At 43.4% G+C, this 20,192-nt stretch carries 18 protein-coding genes; 16 read left to right on the top strand and 2 right to left on the bottom strand.

Annotated features, from left to right (window positions below; translation table 11 throughout):
- Positions 1 to 3 precede the first annotated feature (3 nt).
- From ACIRUQ_RS06750 to ACIRUQ_RS06720, 7 genes are all read left to right on the top strand, one after another.
- Positions 4 to 1,488 carry an FtsW/RodA/SpoVE family cell cycle protein gene (locus ACIRUQ_RS06750; protein ID WP_055289042.1) on the top strand — a complete coding sequence of 495 codons (1,485 nt, stop codon included), beginning with the start codon at positions 4 to 6 and terminating at the stop codon, positions 1,486 to 1,488.
- Positions 1,421 to 2,884: a penicillin-binding protein 2 gene (locus ACIRUQ_RS06745; protein WP_082432656.1), complete on the top strand. Its 1,464-nt coding sequence runs from the start codon at positions 1,421 to 1,423 to the stop codon at positions 2,882 to 2,884. The genes ACIRUQ_RS06750 and ACIRUQ_RS06745 overlap by 68 nt, the downstream gene beginning before the upstream one ends.
- A gap of 81 nt (positions 2,885 to 2,965) precedes the next feature.
- Positions 2,966 to 3,418 carry an NUDIX hydrolase gene (locus tag ACIRUQ_RS06740; RefSeq protein ID WP_021739937.1) on the top strand — a complete coding sequence of 151 codons (453 nt, stop codon included), beginning with the start codon at positions 2,966 to 2,968 and terminating at the stop codon, positions 3,416 to 3,418.
- Positions 3,419 to 3,528: 110 nt separating this feature from the next.
- A complete protein-coding gene (locus ACIRUQ_RS06735; protein WP_021739936.1) occupies positions 3,529 to 3,873 on the top strand; it encodes a hypothetical protein in 345 nt (114 codons plus the stop codon).
- Positions 3,870 to 4,910 (top strand): DUF2953 domain-containing protein, encoded by a 1,041-nt coding sequence (locus ACIRUQ_RS06730; protein WP_021739935.1) that lies wholly within the window; start codon positions 3,870 to 3,872, stop codon positions 4,908 to 4,910. The genes ACIRUQ_RS06735 and ACIRUQ_RS06730 overlap by 4 nt, the downstream gene beginning before the upstream one ends.
- Before the next feature lie 16 nt (positions 4,911 to 4,926).
- Entirely contained in the window at positions 4,927 to 5,364 is a 438-nt protein-coding gene (locus ACIRUQ_RS06725) for a GerW family sporulation protein (protein ID WP_021739934.1), read from the top strand.
- A 103-nt stretch (positions 5,365 to 5,467) separates the two neighbouring features.
- Positions 5,468 to 5,620 (top strand): hypothetical protein, encoded by a 153-nt coding sequence (locus tag ACIRUQ_RS06720; protein ID WP_022036715.1) that lies wholly within the window; start codon positions 5,468 to 5,470, stop codon positions 5,618 to 5,620.
- Between the two features lie 246 nt (positions 5,621 to 5,866).
- On the opposite strand, the gene rpmB is transcribed toward ACIRUQ_RS06720, so the two are convergent.
- The gene (gene rpmB, locus ACIRUQ_RS06715; RefSeq protein WP_021739932.1) at positions 5,867 to 6,052 is read right to left on the bottom strand and encodes a 50S ribosomal protein L28; all 186 of its coding nucleotides are present in this window, start codon (positions 6,050 to 6,052) and stop codon (positions 5,867 to 5,869) included.
- Between the two features lie 284 nt (positions 6,053 to 6,336).
- On the opposite strand from rpmB, the gene ACIRUQ_RS06710 reads away from it, so the two are divergent.
- From ACIRUQ_RS06710 to recG, 3 genes are read left to right on the top strand one after another with little or no spacing between them, the layout of a single operon-like run.
- Entirely contained in the window at positions 6,337 to 6,696 is a 360-nt protein-coding gene (locus tag ACIRUQ_RS06710; protein ID WP_022036706.1) for an Asp23/Gls24 family envelope stress response protein, read from the top strand.
- A 13-nt stretch (positions 6,697 to 6,709) separates the two neighbouring features.
- Positions 6,710 to 8,392, top strand: a complete 1,683-nt coding sequence (locus ACIRUQ_RS06705; protein ID WP_022036705.1) for a DAK2 domain-containing protein — start codon at positions 6,710 to 6,712, stop codon at positions 8,390 to 8,392.
- A gap of 9 nt (positions 8,393 to 8,401) precedes the next feature.
- Positions 8,402 to 10,459, top strand: coding sequence for an ATP-dependent DNA helicase RecG (gene recG / locus ACIRUQ_RS06700; protein ID WP_021739929.1), 2,058 nt, complete (start codon positions 8,402 to 8,404; stop codon positions 10,457 to 10,459).
- Positions 10,460 to 10,510: 51 nt separating this feature from the next.
- On the opposite strand, the gene ACIRUQ_RS06695 is transcribed toward recG, so the two are convergent.
- On the bottom strand, positions 10,511 to 11,773 hold the full coding sequence (locus ACIRUQ_RS06695) for a chloride channel protein (RefSeq protein WP_021739928.1): 1,263 nt from the start codon (positions 11,771 to 11,773) through the stop codon (positions 10,511 to 10,513).
- Positions 11,774 to 11,975: 202 nt separating this feature from the next.
- On the opposite strand from ACIRUQ_RS06695, the gene ACIRUQ_RS06690 reads away from it, so the two are divergent.
- The 6 genes from ACIRUQ_RS06690 (at position 11,976) to panC (ending at position 20,116) form a co-directional block, all read left to right on the top strand.
- Positions 11,976 to 15,071, top strand: a complete 3,096-nt coding sequence (locus tag ACIRUQ_RS06690; protein WP_055289040.1) for a DUF5717 family protein — start codon at positions 11,976 to 11,978, stop codon at positions 15,069 to 15,071.
- A 7-nt stretch (positions 15,072 to 15,078) separates the two neighbouring features.
- On the top strand, positions 15,079 to 16,365 hold the full coding sequence (locus ACIRUQ_RS06685; RefSeq protein WP_022036702.1) for a DUF5716 family protein: 1,287 nt from the start codon (positions 15,079 to 15,081) through the stop codon (positions 16,363 to 16,365).
- 17 nt (positions 16,366 to 16,382) lie between these two features.
- Complete coding sequence (locus ACIRUQ_RS06680; protein WP_055289038.1) at positions 16,383 to 17,195, top strand: hypothetical protein; 813 nt, start codon at positions 16,383 to 16,385, stop codon at positions 17,193 to 17,195.
- 259 nt (positions 17,196 to 17,454) lie between these two features.
- A complete protein-coding gene (locus ACIRUQ_RS06675) occupies positions 17,455 to 18,297 on the top strand; it encodes a Rossmann-like and DUF2520 domain-containing protein (protein ID WP_022036700.1) in 843 nt (280 codons plus the stop codon).
- The gene (panB, locus tag ACIRUQ_RS06670; RefSeq protein WP_021739923.1) at positions 18,294 to 19,121 is read left to right on the top strand and encodes a 3-methyl-2-oxobutanoate hydroxymethyltransferase; all 828 of its coding nucleotides are present in this window, start codon (positions 18,294 to 18,296) and stop codon (positions 19,119 to 19,121) included. Before ACIRUQ_RS06675 ends, panB begins: the two co-directional genes overlap by 4 nt.
- 155 nt (positions 19,122 to 19,276) lie before the next feature.
- Positions 19,277 to 20,116 carry a pantoate--beta-alanine ligase gene (gene panC, locus ACIRUQ_RS06665; RefSeq protein WP_022036699.1) on the top strand — a complete coding sequence of 280 codons (840 nt, stop codon included), beginning with the start codon at positions 19,277 to 19,279 and terminating at the stop codon, positions 20,114 to 20,116.
- The last annotated feature ends 76 nt before the right edge of the window (positions 20,117 to 20,192 follow it).

The raw sequence follows: 20,192 nt of genomic DNA, 5'->3' as shown, positions 1-20,192 counted from the left end.
GATATGATACATTTGATCACAGAATTATCCAAATATGTGATGATCATTCTTTTTGCAATCTATACCTGGTACAGTTATGTGGTATTGGCAGTCAGAAATGAGGAACGGCAGAAACGGATGTACAAGACGCAGACGACCTGTATGTTTCTCATTCATCTGGATGCTTTTATGGTATTGTTTGCGGTGACGAAGGAACTGAAAGTATTGATTTTTTATGGCGCGCAGGTGCTGTTTGTGCTGTTTTTGTTCCTAATCTACCGGATTGTCTATAAAAAAGCGGCACGGCTTGTTATAAATCACATGTGCATGCTGATGCTGATCGGATTTATTATTCTGACAAGACTGAATTTTGACAATGCGGTGCGGCAGTTTGAAATTGCCGTTGCAGCAGCAGTGGTATCGGCATTTGTTCCGATGCTGGTGCGGAAATTAAAGTTTTTGCGCAAATTTACGTGGTTTTACTGCGCCGTAGGTGTTGTAGCTTTAGGGATTGTGCTTGTGATGGGAAAAATGAGCGGCGGTGCACATCTGTCTTTTACTGTGGCAGGTGTGACATTGCAGCCGTCGGAATTTGTAAAGATTATTTTTGTATTCTTTGTGGCCTGCATGCTGTATGAGGCGACGGATTTTCGCCAGGTATGCATCACGACCATTGCAGCAGCAGTTCATGTGGGAATCCTTGTATTGTCCACAGATCTTGGTGCGGCATTGATTTTTTTCCTGACTTATGTGGTCATGTTGTATGTGGCAACGAGGAAGCCATCGTATTTTTTCGGCGGTCTTGGTGTGGGATGTCTGGCGGCACTGGTCGGTTCGAAACTGTTTTCTCATGTGCGGGTTCGTATTGAAGCATGGAAAGACCCATTTGCGTCGATTCATGGTGGCGGATGGCAGGTAGCACAGGCGCTGTTTGCCATTGGAACGGGTGGATGGTTCGGCCTTGGGCTGTATCAGGGGATGCCGGATAAGATTCCGCTTGGGGCATCTGATTTTGTGTTTGCATCCATTTCCGAGGAGATGGGTGGCGCTTTTGCCGTGTGCATTGTGCTGGTATGTTTCAGTTGTTTCCTCATGTTTTTAAATATCGCCATGCAGATCAAAGATCAGTTTTATAAGCTGATCGCACTGGGGCTTGGCTGCGTGTATGGTGTGCAGGTCTTTCTGAATGTGGGTGGTGTTATCAAATTTATTCCGTCCACAGGACTAACACTTCCGTTGGTCAGCTACGGCGGAAGTTCCATTTTGTGTACTATTGTCATGTTTGCCATTATTCAGGGACTGTATATTATGCGGCAGGACGAAGAAGGAGAATTGAATGAGCAGAAAAATCGAGGACGAAAACAGAAAAAGAACGACTGGACGAAGAAAAATAGCAGCCGGAAGCCGAAGAACAAATCAGGTCAGACAGGGTATAGAGGTCATGAATCTGGATCAGAAAGAAACGGAACGCCCTCGCAGTTCAATGAGGAGATCGAAGAAATCTGGTAGAAATCTGGAATTTTTGATCATTACCTATTTATTTTTGGCAATTTTTATCGGAATGATCAGCTATTTTATTTATTTTCAAATGGTGAAAAGCGAAAGTGTGATCAATAGTTCCTATAATTCCCGTCTGGATCTGTATGCGGAGCATGTAATCCGTGGAGATATTACTACTGCGGATGGAACAGTACTTGCAAAGACAACGGTCAATGATGATGGAAGCGAGACCCGGGAATATCCTTACGGCAGGATGTTTGCCCATGTGGTGGGATATACAAACAACGGAAAAGGAGGACTGGAGTCCCAGTATAATTTTAATCTGCTGCGTTCTCATTCTTTTTTCCTGACACAGATTATCAATGATCTGAAAAACAAGAAGAATATCGGAGATACGCTGGTCACAACGCTGGATTATGATGTCCAGGAGACTGCGTACAAGGCATTGGGAGACCGGGACGGAGCGGTGGTTGTCATGGAAGTAAAGACAGGCAAGATTCTGGCACTGGTGTCAAAACCGGACTTTGATCCGAATACGCTGGCGGAACGGTGGGATGATATTGTGTCAGATGAAAACAGCAGTGTGCTGTTAAACCGTGTAACATCCGGATTATATCCGCCGGGATCAACCTTTAAGATTTTTACTACACTGGAATATGTGCATGAAAATTCAAACTATCAGGATTATAGTTTTGACTGTGAAGGTGAACTGAATGTGGATGGCAATGAGATCCATTGTTATCATAAAGCGGTTCATGGAAAGGAAACGCTGAAGGATTCCTTCGCGAATTCCTGTAATACTTCTTTTTCAAATATCGGTTTGTCGTTGGATATTTCCGGTTTTCGTAATCTCTGTGAGGATATGCTGTTTAATAAGAAACTGCCGGGCAGTCTGGCTGGCAGCAAGAGCAGCTTTACACTGACAGCAGATGCGGACAAAGGCAAGATCATGCAGACTGCGATCGGTCAGGGTGATACGTTGGTGTCTCCGCTTCATATGGTCTTTGTGGCAGGAGCTATCGCCAATCAGGGTATTGCCATGGAACCGTATGTGGTGGATCATGTGGAAAATGACGGTGGTGTACATGTCAAGAATTATAAAGGGAAAGAATACGGGGAACTTCTGTCTGCTTCCGATGCGGCACTGTTGCAGGATTATATGCGCGGCGTGGTGGAAAACGGAACCGGAAAAAAATTGAACGGTCAGAGTTATACTGCTTATGGAAAAACCGGTTCGGCCGAGTATAACAGTGCTGGAGATAGTCACGGATGGTTCGTCGGATATGGAAGCAAGGAAGGGTACAAAGACATTGCGATCGCAGTGGTTGTAGAAGATGGCGGTTCCGGAAGCCAGTCAGCCGTGCCTGTGACAAAACAGATATTTGACGTATATTTTAACAAATAAAGCAATGGGAAGGTATTGCAAGTTAACCTCAAATAGCGTATACTTAAAAACAGATTTGAGACCGCATCGGGAGGGCTTGCAATGATAGAAGCAACCAGTTGTGGCGGTGTGGTTATATTCCGTGGAAAGATTCTGTTATTGTATAAGAATTATCGTAACAAATATGAAGGATGGGTTTTGCCGAAAGGAACGGTAGAAGCCGGCGAGGAGTATAAGGATACTGCTGCAAGAGAAGTCAGAGAGGAGACTGGCGTAGATGCCTCCATTATCAAATATGTGGGAAAGAGCCAGTATACATTTACTGTTCCTGAGGATACAGTGGAAAAACAGGTGCATTGGTATCTGATGATGGCAGACAGTTATTATAGTAAACCGCAGCGCGAAGAATATTTTGTGGATTCCGGATACTATAAATATCATGAAGCTTATCATCTGCTGAAATTTGCAAATGAGAAACAGATTCTGGAAAAAGCTTATAATGAGTACCTTGATTTGAAACGGAGCAATCTGTGGGGAACAAAAAAGTATTTTTAGAATCCGGGAAAAACAGAATTAGCAAAACAATCTTTTCCAGATGGTTTTGTTAATTCTGTTTGCATATAAGCAAAAATATCAGTCTAAAATAACATTGAGGAAACATTTGGATGTATTGGTATAACTATTTGTATGCAGATAAGAAAGTGCATCATATCAGTCGCTTGAAATATAAGATTGAAAAAGGGATGCCGCATAAAGGTGTGTATCTCATTCATTTACCGGAATGCGGGAGCACGCTGCTGGAAGTGATTCCAAGTGTCCTGCTGCAGCAGAGTCACTATCCTAAGGAGTCGCTGTGTATTGTGGGAATCGGCAGCAGCAGGGGAGCCGCATTGGAACTGATCCGGAAGATCATTGATGAAGTTTACCGGGAACAGGGAAATTTTGACATTCCATCGTATCTGCAGATTGGTCGAGGATCTATGCCGGAGAGCGGGGTGACGCAACCATGATGATTTTTATGTTAATATTAAAGATAATCGGCATCGTGCTCTGCGTTATAATCGGAATCCTGGCTATCATCCTGTTTGTGCCGGTTTGTTATAAGGTAGATGCGGATATTGATGAGATGGATTATACGGTCCGTGCCCGTTGGTTAGGCTGGCTGATCCGGTTTGAATTCCGCTGGAAAGAAAAAGCACATGCTGTGCTGAAAATCTTGTGGTTTGTGATTGATTTGACCGATCCTGAGGCGGTGGCTGTCAGAAAAGCAAATAAGGAAGTAAAAGCCCGGAAAAAGCAGGAAAAGAAGCAAAAGAAGGAAATGCGCAAAAGCAGGAAAGAGCAGCGTAAGAAGCGGAAAAAAGAAGTACAGCAGGTATCAGAACAGGAAAAACGTGCAAAGCAGCGGGAAGAGTTTCGAAGACAGCAGGAAGCAGAAGAGCTTTCTGATGCAATAGAAAATGCACAGGATTCAAAAGGGAAAACAGCGGAAGCAGAACCTGAGATGGCGGGAACAGATGTAAATGCTGAAAAATATACATCTGAAGTGAATGAAAAAAATGCTTCAGAAGAACCAGATATTCTTAAATCAAAGTCAAAAGCCGGGAATGGTGCAGAAGAAAAAAAGTCTGTATTGAACAAATTGAAATCTGTTCAGGAAAAGACCGGTTCCGCGAAAGAAAAAATAAATAATGGCATAGCAGTTTTTCGCTTTTTGCGGGAACAGGAACTGATTCCGGCTGTCTGGACAAAGTTAAAAACATTTTTGCTGCATATCCGGCCCAGAGTATTGCAGGGGCATCTTCAGTTTGGCTTATCTGATCCGGCAAATACCGGACAGGTACTGGGTGGAATTGCGATGATACCGTTTTTGTATCAGACAGAGCTGCAGATCAAACCGGATTTTGAAGCAGACGAAAATTATATAAAAGGACAGTTATACACACGAGGGCATATATGCTGTATTCATCTGGTGGTATTGCTTATCAGATTGTTACTGGACAAGAAGCTCCGTGGTGTGATCCACATGATAAGAGAGAACAAATAACAGGAGGTATTGGAAAATGGCAGAGAATAAAAATACATTTCAGACAACCGTAGAATCTCTGATGAAAGGAATGGACAGCTTTGTTTCTTCCAAAACAGTCGTCGGTGAGCCGATCCAGGTCGGAGAAACCATCATTCTTCCGTTGGTGGATGTGTCTTTTGGTATGGGTGCCGGTGCATTCTGCGGAGAAAAAAAGAAAAACAGCGGTGGTGGTATCGGGGGCAAGATGTCTCCGAGCTCCGTTCTGGTGATCCAGAATGGAAGTACCCGTCTGGTCAGTGTGAAAAATCAGGATGGTATTTCAAAGCTTCTGGATATGATTCCGGATTTTGTAGATAAATTTATGAAAAAAATGGATGAAAAGAAGAATCCGGAAGAGGCCGCTGCCAGAAAAGAGGCAAAAAAGGAAGCTGCAGAAGAAATGAAAGATATGCTGGATATGGAGGAAGACTAAATCCGGACAGAATTTTTGAAGAGATATAAGTAATCTGGAAGAAAATAATTTGTTGAATCATAAAATCCCCCGCAGTATCGTAGGATAGAGCAGGGGATTTTTTATGTGTAACAGAACATCAAAACAACTGGCTGGATTTATCCTGTTTTGGATTGGTATCGGTATGATTGTGATGCTGTTTATGCCAAATGATTTTGTTGGGATATTGATTTCCGGCGGATTCCTGTTGCTGGGATACACGTTGTATCAGATGTAAGATACATCTCACAGCAGGGACATTTTCTATCAAACAAGAAAGTGTGCTATCATACACTCTCGCAGACAAAATCATCAACAGCACATCTTTCTTGTCCGCGCCGAGGACGCTTGCGAAGCAATCATTTCTTCTCGTGCGAGTGCGCATTGTTTGCACGAAGTGCTTTTATTTGATAGGAAATTCAACGTAATTTCCTATCAAATAAAAATAGCTGGCAGATATCTGCCAGCCATCTCAATGTTTTTCTTATGCTCTTTCAACTTTGTTGGATCTCAGACAAGAAGCACAAACGTATAATGATTTTGGAGTACCATTAACATTACATTTAACTTTCTTGATGTTTGATTTCCACATTCTATTAGATCTTCTATGAGAATGACTCACATTGTTTCCGAAATGAGCGCCTTTTCCACAAACACTGCACTTTGCCATGATTGCACCTCCTTGTGTTTACTAAGCTCGTATGTTCTGCGAACTCACAACAAATGTATTCTATCAGATGAATCAAAATAATGCAACAATTATTTTGAAAAAAATCAAAAAAATTCCGAAAACTTGATATATTTTTGATTTCACTATTCCTTTTTTGTGAAAAAATGGGTATAATAAGTCATATATGAAAATATGGGCAGGAATGCGTGTATGAAAGAAGGAGTATCGCCTTTATATACAGTATGAAGCATATGCCTGAAAATAAAAAGTGTGGAGGAGCAAGTATGAGAGGTCAGTTTGAAAATTCTCTTGGAACGGTTAGTATAGATTCGGAAGTGGTCGCAACCTATGCCGGTTCTGTGGCCGTAGAATGTTTTGGTATCGTAGGAATGGCAGCTGTCAATATGAAAGATGGTCTTGTAAAATTATTAAAAAAGGATTATCTTCATCATGGTATCTCAGTAAAAATCGAAGAGAATAACCGGATCACATTAGATTTCCATGTGATCGTATCATACGGTGTAAGTATTTCCACCGTATCAGATAATCTGATTTCCACTGTAAAATATAAAGTGGAAGAATTCACCGGCATGAAGATTGAGAAGATCAATATCTTTGTAGAAGGTGTCAGAGTCATTGATTAAGGAGGAATTGAGTGTGGATATACAGACAATAGATGCAGCACTTCTGTCAAAAATGTTTTTAGCGGGAGCGAAGAATCTGGAAGCAAAGAAAGAGTGGATCAACGAGCTGAACGTGTTTCCGGTTCCGGATGGTGATACTGGTACAAACATGAGTATGACAATTATTTCTGCAGCAAAAGAAGTTGCTGCTGTGGAGAAACCGGTGATGAAAGATCTTGCAAAAGCAATTTCTTCCGGATCACTGCGCGGGGCAAGAGGAAACTCAGGTGTTATTCTTTCCCAGCTGCTCCGTGGGTTTACAAAGACGATCAAGCATTATGATCAGATTGATAAGATTGTTCTTTGTGAGTCTTTCCAAAAAGCATGTGAAACTGCATACAAGGCAGTTATGAAACCAAAGGAAGGAACAATTCTTACGGTTGCCAAAGGCGCTGCTGAGAAGGCACTGGAACTTTCCTGTGACGACAGCTATAACATGGAGCAGTATATTGCTGCTATCATTGCTGAAGCAGAGCGTGTACTCGCATTGACGCCGGAGATGCTTCCGGTATTAAAACAGGCCGGTGTAGTGGATTCTGGTGGACAGGGACTGGTAGAAGTTCTGAAAGGTGCGCAGGATGCATTCCTTGGAAAAGAGATTGATTATACAATTGAAGCTGCTCCTGCATCTTCCGGTGTTGTAAAAATTTCTGCACAGACAGAGGCTGAGATTAAATTCGGTTACTGCACGGAATTTATCATTGTATTAAATAAAACGCTGACAGAAGCGCAAGAGGACGAGTACCGTGCGTTCTTGCAGTCTATGGGTGATTCTATCGTACTGGTAGCTGATGAGGAAATTGTCAAAACTCATGTACATACCAACGATCCGGGACTGGTATTACAGAAAGCACTGACTTTTGGATCTTTAAGCCGCATTAAGATTGACAATATGCGTGAAGAGCATCAGGAAAAACTGATCAAAGACGCAGAGAAACTCGCAAAAGAACAGGAAAAAGAAGCGGAAGGAAAAGCAAAAGCAGCTGTAGGTCCGAAGAAGGATATGGGATTTATTGCTGTTTCCATCGGAGAAGGAGTCAACGAAGTATTTAACGGACTTGGTGTGGATTATCTGATCGAAGGTGGACAGACTATGAATCCGAGTACCGAGGATATGTTAAATGCGATCGAACATGTCAATGCAGATCATATCTTTATTTTCCCGAATAATAAAAATATTATTCTGGCAGCAAATCAGGCAGCAATGCTGTTGGAGGACAAAGATATCATTGTTATTCCGACCAAAACGATTCCTCAGGGTATTTCTGCCATGATCAACTTTATTCCAGAGCAATCTCCTGAGGAGAACCGGGAAAATATGCTGGAAGCGATTGCAGCAGTAAAAACCGGACAGGTTACTTATGCAGTGCGTGATACTGTGATTGACGACAAGGAAATCAAAGAGGGCGACTACATGGGAATCGGTGATTCCTCTATTCTTTCTGTAGGTGCAGATCGTGAAGATGTTACAAAAGATATGGTAGCGCAGATGATTGATGAGGAATCTTCCTTTATCTGTATTTATTATGGAGAAGAAGTGCTTCCGGAAGCAGTCAATGCATTACAGAAATATTTTGAAGAAACCTATCCGGAATGTGAAGTAGAAGTACAGTTTGGCGGTCAGCCGATTTATTACTATGTCATTTCTGTAGAGTAAGGAGACAGTATGAACTTAAACTCCCCTATTCGTGAAATAAAAGGGATCGGGGTAAAAACAGAACAGTTATTTCAACAGTTAGGAGTATACACCGTCGGTGATATACTCCTATATTTTCCCCGTGATTATGAAAAATATCCAGCCTTGTGTGAAGTAGAACAGTTATTAGAAGACAGAAAAAATGCCCTTTATATCTGCGTGAAAAAGTCTCCCACCGTAAATACCCATTCCCGCCAGCAGGTGGCACTGCTGGATGTAAAAGGAGAAACGAAGGCACTGCGTCTGATCTGGTTTCGCAGTCCTTATATCCGTTCCCTGATCCGCCCCGGAGGCTGGTATGTTTTTTATGGAAAAGTAAGCCGGAAAGAGGGGCGGCTTGTAATGGAACAACCACAGATCTTTAGCCTGGGGCAATATGAGGCATTACAAAAGACGTTGCAGCCTCATTACAGTCTGACAAAGGGTATTACTAATAATCTGATCGTAAAGACAATGCATGCAGCCATGGCGGAGATTCCGTTGGAGATGGAGTATCTGCCTGAGGACATCCGTGTCCGTAATCATTTGAGTGAATATAATTTTGCTTTAAAAAATATGCATTTTCCGGAAAGTGAGGAGAACTGTATCATTGCAAGAAACCGTTTTGTGTTTGATGAGTTTTTCTTTTTCCTGCTCAGCATGCAGTTGTCAAAGGAGAATACACAGAAACTAAAAAATGAATTTACTTTTGCAGAAGATTCTTTTGTGGAAGATTTGATGAATCATCTTCCTTATGAACTGACAAGTGCACAGAAGCGGGCAGTGGCACAGATTCGTTCTGATCTGCGGGAAGCCTGCATTATGCAGCGGCTGGTACAGGGAGATGTTGGGTCTGGTAAGACAATTGTGGCTTTCCTGGCAATGCTGGAAGTGGCACATAATGGTTATCAGGCGGCACTCATGGCACCTACGGAGGTGCTGGCGCAGCAGCATTATGAAAAACTGACACATTTTTTGGAAACCAATGGCATCGAAATCCCGGTAGTTTTGCTGACCGGATCCATGGGAGTAAAAAAACGTCGGGCAGCCTATGCAATACTGGAATCGGATCAGCCGGCTCTGGTAGTGGGAACTCATGCACTTATTCAGGAAAAGGTACAATATCGTAATCTGGCGCTGGTCATTACCGATGAACAGCATCGTTTTGGCGTAAAGCAGCGGGAAACCTTTTCGTTGAAAGGTTCGCATCCGCATATCCTGGTTATGAGTGCAACACCAATTCCGAGAACATTGGCTATCATATTATACGGAGATCTGGATATTTCAGTAATTGATGAAGTGCCGGCGAAGCGTCTGCCCATCAAAAATTGTGTGGTAAATACAACGTACCGTAAGACGGCGTACAAATTTATGGAAAAAGAAATCCGTGCAGGACATCAGGTGTACATCATCTGTCCACTGGTGGAAGAAAGTGAACTGGCAGAAGGTGAAAATGTTCTGGATTATGCACTTCAGCTTCAGCAGATTTTTCCGTCGGATATTCAGGTTGGTATACTTCATGGAAAAATGAAACCGGATGAGAAAAATGCTGTGATGCAGGCATTTCAGACTGATCAGATCCAGATTCTTGTATCAACGACAGTCGTGGAAGTCGGTGTAGATGTACCGAATGCCACAGTTATGATGATTGAAAACGCCGAACGTTTCGGACTTGCACAGCTGCATCAGCTGCGTGGCCGTGTTGGTCGTGGCGATGCACAGTCTTATTGCATTCTGATGCAGGGAAAAGAAGAACAGACAAAGAACAAACGTCTGGAGATTTTAAATAAGTCTAATGACGGATTTTATATAGCAGGAGAAGATCTGAAACTGCGCGGCCCCGGAGATTTTTTCGGAATCCGTCAGAGTGGGGATTATCAATTCCGGCTTGCAGATGTCTTTCAGGATGCGGATGTGCTGAGTAAGGCGTCCTATGAAGTATCTGTTTTGATGAAAGAAGATCCACATCTGGAGAAGGAAGAACATAAACGGTTGCTCATTCGTCTGCGACAGTATGCCGGGGAGCAGTTCTCCTTGCTGAATTTGTAAACAGCCAAAGTTCAAGAATGCCTGGGTATTCCTGCTGCTAGATACGAGTCATTAATGTGTCTTCCGGTTGATATATTCTGTTTTGTATTTGGAATAGATGATCTTCTGACTGCTGTACAGTCCGTAATATCCGGAAAGCATATAGCTTAAGGCAATGGCAATAAGAAAATACGGCATTCCATCAAAACCAAACAGTTCGAAACAGATCATGAGAGAGGTGATCGGACTGTTAGTGACTCCGCAGAACACGGCTCCCATGCCGACGGCAGCACACAGTGGGATAGAACATCCGAAAGCGGAGGCAAAAAAAGTTCCGAATGTGGAGCCGATGAAAAGGGTTGGTACGATTTCACCGCCTTTATATCCGGCTCCCAGGGTTGCCGCAGTAAAAACCATTTTTAACAGGAAAGCCAGTGGAAAGACAGTTTTTCCTTCCATACATCCGGTGATGATATTCATGCCGGTTCCATTATATGTCTGATTCCCCACCAGCATGGTCAGACCAATTACAATGAGACCACCTGCCAGTGCACGTACATACGGATTTTTAAAAAAGCGTTTGTACAAGCGTTCCGCATTGTGAAGTGTCGTGCAGAACAGGATGCTGACCAAGGCACACAATACAGCAAAAATCCCGATGATCAAGGCGTTTTTTGCTGTGAAAGCCGGGATGGATGCGATTGGGAAGATTTCCGGTGTAATACCGCAGGCAGATGCGATGCCATGAGCCGTCAGGGATGCGATCACACAGGGAACCAGTGCGGAATAGTGCATGATACCGACACTGACTACTTCCATAGAAAAAACCGCCGCTGCCAGTGGTGTGCCAAACAGTGCGGAGAATGCAGCACTCATCCCACACATGATCATGATATGTTGGTCTTTTTCGTCAAAATGAAATAGTTTTCCAAGTGAATTTCCAATGCTGCCTCCTAGCTGCAGGGCAGCGCCTTCGCGTCCGGCAGAACCACCGAAGAGATGGGTCAGCAGAGTGGCGATGAAAATTAGTGGTGCCATGCGCAGGGGGATGTTTTCATTGGAATGAATGGCTGATAATACCAGATTCGTTCCGGTATCTTTTTCATCGTGCAGCAGATGGTAGAGCCAGACAATCAGAACACCGGCCAGCGGCAGAAAAAGGATCAGCCACGGATGATCCAGCCGCATGGCAGTGACGGTCTGCATACCATAGTAAAAGGCTGTACCTACAAATCCCAGTACAATCCCAGTTAAAACGGCAAAAATGATTGCCCGCAGTGATGTCACCAGATGGGAACCACCTCTTTTTAGTACATTTTTATATGATTCAAACATATCTTTTTCTCCCCGTAATAGAAAAAACTCCTGTCGTACAGCGGACTGCGAACGTCCACTTAACTACTTAACTATAGAAAGCATATTTTCTTATTTTCCTGACATTGCAAGAAAATTCAAAATGATTTATACTTTACTATTATAGAGAAAACGGGAAAAAAAGCAAACAAAAAAACAAAATCCCGGGAAGCAGGTTATATAAATGAAGAGAAAATTGCAGGAAATCATACAGGAAAAATTTAATTATGAAGAAACATGTCTGCTGCTGCCAGATATGGATCTGAGATTTTCAGCGGTTGAAAACGAAGTGTTTGAGGGAACGTTTCTGTTTCACAGCAGCAGTGCACAGGAAGTGCGCGGAATAGTAACCTGCGAAAATCCCCATGTGATATGTGAGACAAGGGAATTTCACGGAACCGAAATCCAGATTCGGTTTCAGTATCATGCGGATGCTATGTTTGAGGGGATGTCTGATCAGGGAGTTTTTGTGATCACAAGTAATGTGGGGGAGTATTTGCTGCCATTCAGGGCCGATATCACCAGACATTATCTGTCATCTTCTATCGGAACAATTAAGACGTTAAATGATTTTACAAATCTGTGCAAGCTGAACTGGGAGGAGGCACTGCTTGTTTTCAAGTCCCCTTATTTTGTGAATGTATTGCAGCATGACAATGGTTATCTGCAACTGCTGTATCGTGGACTGACTCAGCACGGCAGAGGAACTCATGAGATGGAAGAGTTTCTGGTAGGATGCGGCAAAAAGAAACGAAACAGTATCCGTATTGCACGACCGGAGCGGATTTATAAGGCAAGTCATAAGATACAGACCGATTTTCTGGATATTGAGAAACAGGAGTGGGGAGCCATTAATCTGGAAGCTTCCTGTGATGCATCATTTATCCGATTAGAAAAACATCAGATCGGAATGTATGATTTTATCGGAAAACATGCGGAACTTGCTTATCAGATTATTCCCGGTAAGCTCCATGCAGGAAAAAACTATGGCCAGATCACACTGAAAACGGCCTTTCAGACAGAGGCGGTGCATATTGAGGTTACTTTGCCTGTACAGCATCCGGAAAAATCTGCTGAGTGGAAAAGTACAAGACTACGTGCGCAGATGGAACAGAATTATCTGGAGTTCTGCCGGGAAAAATTAACGGCAGCAGAATGGAAAACGGAGATGGAACTGTTATTTACAGAAGCTGAACACATTCATCCGGATAATGAGTGGACGTTGCTGTATCGAATCTATGTCCGCTTACTTTGTGGGGAAAAGGAAGAAGCAGACCGGCTTTCTCGCAATATGGCAAGAACGATCACGAGCCAGCGTACGCCGCTGAGTGCATTTTATCTGTATCTGACAACCATAGGGGAGACGCCATCCTATATCCGGAATGTGACGAAGCGGATCCGTGAGATTTATCTGAAATATCCCAATCATCCGGTGCTAATATGGATTTTACTTCGGACAGATGAAGCATTGGTGCGTAATCCGGAGCGGAAATATCAGTGGTTGCGTAAATATATGATTTCCGGAAGCAGCAGTCCGGTATTTTATGAAGAGACAGCAAAGCTTCTGTGTAATCACCCGGAACTGCTGCGGCAGTTTGATATTTTTGAACGTCGTGTACTTGTATGGATGATGAAACAGGGGCGGCTTACAAGTGGACTTGTACAGCGCATTTTTGCAATGGCACCCGGTCAGAAGCAGTTTGAACCGCTTTTTTTCCAGCTTTTATGCCGGGGATATCGGATGGCTCCGGAAGAGCAAGCGGTAAGAACCATCTGCGGATATTTGATTAAATGCAACCAGTATGGAGATGTGTATTTTTCATGGTTTCAGAAAGGAATTGCACAACATCTGAAAATTGCCGGATTGTATGAGGCATACATTCTTTCCTGGAACAAGGCAAACGGTATGCTGCCCAATGAGGTTTTACATTATTTTTCCAGAAACAGCTCCCTTCCGGTAAAACGGAAAGCCATGCTGTATGCACACATGGTGAAAAACAGGAATCGGCTTGGAAAAAGCTGGGATGCTTATCTGGTTTTGATCCGTAATTTTGCAAAACAGGAACTGATGGCAGGAGAAATGAACGAAGATCTGGCAGTGATCTATGAAGAAGTGCGGCGTCACTGCACAAAAGCGGAATGGGACAGCTGGAAGAAACAAGCGGAGTGTTGCTATCGTATCCGTGTCATGAACGATGCGATGCCAAATCTTCATGTTTTGCAGGCAGGAAAGAAAGATATCCAGCGGGTGCCTGTGTTTGATCAGGGGACTTATATTTACCTGGAGAAAAAGCCTTTTGTAGTTCTGTATGAGAGTGTCGGCGGAAGGTTATATACGGCGCGTGATCAGTTCCATTTGAAAAAAATGCTGTCCGGCACACACATTTATCAGAAAGATGAGGAACCGGAGCAGAAATTATCTTCAGAACCGGTAACAGACAGTCAATCCTTAAAAGAACAGCTGGAGCTGTTTGCCGCACCGTTGTCTGTGATGGCAAAGCGGATTCGGAAGGCCAGAGATCTTGGAATGGACGTGCAGCCTTATGAAGAAAAACTTATGTTGTATATGCTGTTTACCGGAACTTTTCTTCCGGAGCATGAAACAGTTTATCAGAATCTGGCAGAATGTGAGACGGAAGAACTGCTTTTACGTGCATATGAGACATGGTTTTCCTGGCAGTATATGATAGGAAAAGAACCGCTGCCGCAGGCAGTCAGTGTACATCTGTGTCAGATATTTACAAAAGAACCGGTTCGGCAGAAATTTTGCAGAGCAGCGTTTTTGAAATTTTGTGTATGCAGTGGTCAGAATCAGACAAAGGAAGCGTGGGAGATTGCAGAAAGGATTCTGAAAGGTTTTGTATTGGAACAGAAATCTTTTGCATTCTATGCAATGCTGCCGGAAAAACTGCAGCGGAAGTATCTGCTCTTTGGATGTGATACGGTGACCTGTGTGGCGGTTCCCGGAAAATATCTGCGTATTTACAGAAAGAAACAGGGACAGTCGGATAAAACCGGGGATATGAAAGAAGTACTCCCGGGAATTTACAGCTATACCTGTCGGGAAATCCGTTCCTGTCCGGAGCAGTATGTGATCCGGGCAAAAGATGGCAGCTGTGTAGTACAGGGAACACTTGCAGCATCAGAGACGGAACGCTGGAGAGATACCAGGTACGGAAAACTGGTACATCTGTCGGCAGCAGGGAATACACAGGATGCTTATCAATATGCAGAATTAACAGATTTGACAGATGTACTGTTTCAGGCAATAGAGGAGTAAATGACTGGTGGAACAGAAGAAAATATTATATATGGGAATTGATCTTACCGATGAACAGGCTATGGTAAGCCTGTTTGGCAGGGGAATGGAAGAACCGGAAACCATAATGACCGGAGCTTCAAAAGAGCGGTATGGCATTCCGGTGGCCATGTATCTGGCAGATTCCGGACATATTTTTTATGGGGAAGAAGCATTGCGGCGAAAGGAGAATCCTCAGGGTGATTTTTTTGATCATCTGTATCAGCGGGCACTGGATGAAACAGAGAGTGAATCGAAGTTTTATCAGGGACTGCTTCGTCAGTTTGTCCAGCGGCTCATTCAATTAAAAGACAGGTATCGTTTTGACGCACAGGAGTTGTGTGTATGTATTACAGTTCCGGAGATTACAAAACAGGTGGTGACAGTTTTTCAGTGGATGTGCAAGGAGCTGGGACTTTTCGGAGAACAGTTTTTTCTGATGGATCATGGAGAAAGTTTTTTTGGACACACCTATCATCAGGAAGCACTTTTATGGCAGCATGATGTGGCATTGTTTGACTTTTCATCAGAGCACGTTACCTTTTATCTGCTGCACCGGAGGCATGGCGCGAAGATTCAGATAGTGACCGCAGAGAAAAAAATGTGGAATGTTCCGGCATATGTGCATCAGGATGCAAGTGTGAAAGATGAATTTTTCGCTAACATCATCCGGGAGGCATTTGCCAGTCATATGATTTCTGCGGTGTATTTCGTGGGAGATGGATTTGACGGGGATTGGCTGAAAGAATCCTTGCGGGTGCTTGGCGGCAACAAACGAGTATTTTTAGGCAAAAATCTCTTTACAAAAGGGGCTTGTTATGCAGGGTACCGATATACAGATGCTTCTTTCTGGGGATTTTTCTATAACTGCGATTACAAAATGCAGGGAGAGATTCGAATGCAGGTGCAGTGCGGAGAAGAAAATATAGAAATCCGCCTGGTGGAAGCCGGGAAAAACTGGTTTGCGTCGATGCCGGAATATGTGTTGCTGTATGATGGAACACCGGAACTGTCTGTGACAATCGGTGAAATCGGACAGATCCATGCACAGACCCGTGTATTTCCGTTAACGGATCTGCCGGACCGGCCGGAAAAAACATTGCGTTTTCGAATCCGGGCACTGGCTGAAAATGGACGCAAGGTTGTATTACACCTGGAGGATGACGGATTTGGTGAACTGTTTGAAAGCTCCGGAAAAGTCTGGGAGTTTCCAGTCACATTTGAGCCGGAGGAAAAACGATCCTTGTACGACCGAAAATACAGAAAAAATAGTTGAGACAGGAAGGGTAGACAATGGGTGCATTGAAGTTATGTACATATAAGAAAGCAGAATATCCGCTGTATCTGGAGATGTTATCTTTACATGTATACACGATGGAAGAATTGTGTTATGCCATGGAATCCAGTCTTTTCCTGCTGGATGAAAGTTGGATGGGAACAGAATTTTTTCAGTGGATTGCAGAGGGAGTTGGGAATGCAGAACTGGCGGGACAGTTGAGACGACTGTATCAGCGGCATCGGGATGTGTATGAATGTGCCGCATTTCTGTTTTCAGCATCTGGGTTCTATTCCCGGCAGGAACAAAAAGAACTGGAACGGATCATTGAAAAAATGAAGGGAAAGAACTCCATGGAACGCAGAAAGATGAAAGCGGATTACTATCTCGCAAAAAAGAGATACCGCTATGCCGCTTGTGGGTATCTGGAACTACTTCAGCCGGAGTTCCTGCAACAGATGACAGAAGAACTGCAGGGGCATATTATGCATAATCTCGGTGTGGTTTATGCCAGATTGTTTTTGTTCCCGGAGGCCGCCAGGATGTTTTCGATGGCATATCAGAAATCGCACACGGAATCTTCACGACTGTGTTATCTGTATGCCATGAATTATATTACAGAGGATGATTCTGCGGACACAAGAGTGCCGGAACTTCAGTTCAAAACGATGAAAGAAGCATATGCCCATTTTTCCGATGTATCGGATCAGGAGGAATATTATACTGAGCGAAAAAAAGTGGCAACGGCTTCCCATGCTTTTAACTGGAAGGGACGGGAAGCGGAAATTCGTCATCGATGGATTTCGGAATATGAGCAGATGTATTCCTGATGAATTATTTATCTCAGTCTGAGTTGAGACTCCCACTTCTGCAAGTGGTGAGTAATAACAAGTGTTGTGAATGTTATGAAAAAACGTCAAAAAGGTGGTTTAAAAATTCCTTTACGAAAACCACTTGCAGTGGTATAATGTCGAGCGGATGGTATTCCGAAAGGAAACGATACCTTGTATTTATTATTTTGAAACGGAGCTTGTATTGCCGGATGCAAACGAGACTCACTGTCCCGCCATGAAGAATGGAGGGATGCTTATGAATATTGGATTTATTGGCGCAGGAAAAGTCGGATTTTCCTTGGGAAAATATCTAACCGAGCGCAACGTCAGGGTGACCGGATATTATAGTCGTAATCCGGATTCATCCAGAGAAGCAGCAGATTTTACGAATACCAGACAGTATATGAATTTGCGACATCTGGTAGAGGACAGTGATGTCCTTTTTGTGGCAATCCCGGATTCGGCGATTGCTCCAATGTGGGAACAGTTAAAAATGCTTCCGATTCAGAATAAGATTATAAGTCATTTCAGCGGCTCCTTAAGTTCCGCTGTCTTTTCGGATATTGAGCGTTATCACGCTTATGGATATTCTATCCATCCGCTTTTCGCCATTAATGATAAGTATGAATCTTACAAAGTGATCTCCCAGGCTTTTTTTACCATTGAGGGTGATCCGAAATATCTGAACTGGTTTCAGAAACTTTTTGAAGGTTTTGGAAATCCGGTGGAGATTATTTCTGGGCAAGACAAAGTGCGATATCATGCGGCGGCAGCCATGGTCAGCAATCTGTATGTGGGATTGGCAAATTTGTGCGAGGAAATGTTGCGGAATTGCGGATTTTCCGCTGCAAATGCGCATCGTGCATTGTCACCGCTGATGATGGGAAATACGGAAAACATTGTTCAATACAGACCGGTTGGAGCCTTGACAGGCCCAATTGAGCGAAATGACCTGTCAACGGTTATGGATCATCTGGACAGTTTATCCGGCGAGGCACGGAAAATCTATCAGGATCTTTCTGTGGAAGTGCTGAAAGTTGCCAGAGAGAAACATCCGGAGCGGGATTATTCTGAGATGGAAAGGATTATTAGATCATGAAAACGACAGTTTCTACCTTGAAAAAACAAAAAGAGAATAAAGAAAAAATTACAATGCTTACCTGTTATGATTATTCCATGGCAAAACTCATGGATGAAGCAGGGATTGAGATATTGCTGATTGGTGATTCCCTTGGAAATACTATGCTTGGGTATGACACTACTTTACCGGTTACCATGGAAGATATGATTGCTCATACAGCAGCAGTCAGCAGAGGTGCAAAAAATGCTTTTGTGCTGGCAGATATGCCATTTATGTCCTATCAGACTTCTGTCTATGATGCAGTTGTAAATGCGGGACGCCTGATGAAAGAGGGTCATGCACATGGCGTAAAACTGGAAGGTGGAGCCAGAGTGTGTCCACAGATTGAAGCAATTGTGGCAGCAGACATCCCGGTGTGTGCACATATCGGACTGACCCCTCAGTCCATCAATGCCTTTGGCGGATTCAAGGTACAGGGCAAGAGCGAGGAAGCAGCCCGTCAGCTGGTGGAGGATGCCAAAAAAGTTGAGGCAGCAGGTGCCTCTATGCTTGTTATGGAGTGTGTTCCGGCCAAGCTTGCGGAGATTATTACAAACACGATTTCGATTCCGACAATCGGAATCGGAGCAGGTGCAGGCTGTGATGGACAGGTACTGGTAAACCAGGATATGCTTGGTATGTTTCATGATTTTACTCCGAAATTTGTAAAACAATTTGCAAATGTAGGTGAGATCATGATGCAGGCATTTAAAGATTATTCCGCGGAAGTAAAAGCCGGTACATTTCCGGCACAGGAACATACCTATGCGATTTCAGACGAAGTCATTGATAAATTATATTAAAAATGATTGCTGATCGTGTCAGTTAACTTTACAAGTTATTATTAAGATTAAAAATATGAACGGGGTGCAAAGCGACTGCGTTCATGAGCAAGTAGCGAAAGCGGATTGCGAATGTCCGCTTTACATTTAAAACAGGTAACAGAGGAGAATAAAACATGCAGGTTGTATCAACAGTAAAAGAAGTAAGAGATATTGTGGCAGAATGGCGAAAAGAAGGAAAAACCGTCGGATTTGTTCCGACTATGGGTTACCTTCATGAGGGACACGGCAGTCTGATCAGCAAAGCCGTAGAACAGAATGACAAAGCAGTTGTCAGTATTTTTGTCAATCCAATGCAGTTCGGACCGACAGAGGATCTGGAGAGCTATCCGAGAGATCTGGAAAAAGACAGCAAATTCTGTGAGAGCCTCGGCGCAGATCTGATCTTCCATCCGGAACCGGAAGAGATGTATCATGAAGGATTCAGTTCCTTTGTGGATATGACAGTTCTGACGGAGGAACTCTGCGGACTGAGCCGTCCGGTTCATTTTCGTGGTGTTTGTACCGTAGTCAGCAAATTATTCAACATCGTTCAGCCGGATCGTGCATATTTTGGTCAGAAAGATGCACAGCAGCTGGCAGTCATCAAACATATGGTGGATGATTTGAATATGAACGTGGAAGTTATTGGATGCCCGATCATTCGTGAAGAAGACGGACTGGCAAAGAGCTCCAGAAACACATATCTGTCCGCAGAGGAGAGAAAAGCAGCTCTGATTCTGAGCAAAACCATTTTTATGGGACAGAAAATGGTTGAAGAAGGCGAGACAGATGCAGTAAAATTAGTAGAAGCAATGAAAAAGAACATTGAGACAGAACCGCTGGCAAAAATTGACTATATCAAAGCGGTAGATGGTCTGACCATGCAGCAGGTAACAGAACTGAAGAGTCCGGTACTGGTAGCAATGGCAGTGTATATTGGAAAAACACGTCTGATTGATAACTTTGTATGTTAATGAGCAGTGCAAAAATTCATAGGATTTCAATTTGGCTGTTGTACAGACAAGATTGAAAGACTGAATTTTTATTCGG

This window comes from Eubacterium ramulus (assembly GCF_045002895.1).
In the GTDB taxonomy this organism is placed as follows: domain Bacteria; phylum Bacillota; class Clostridia; order Lachnospirales; family Lachnospiraceae; genus Eubacterium_I; species Eubacterium_I ramulus.
This window is presented reverse-complemented; position numbering and strand designations above follow the sequence as displayed.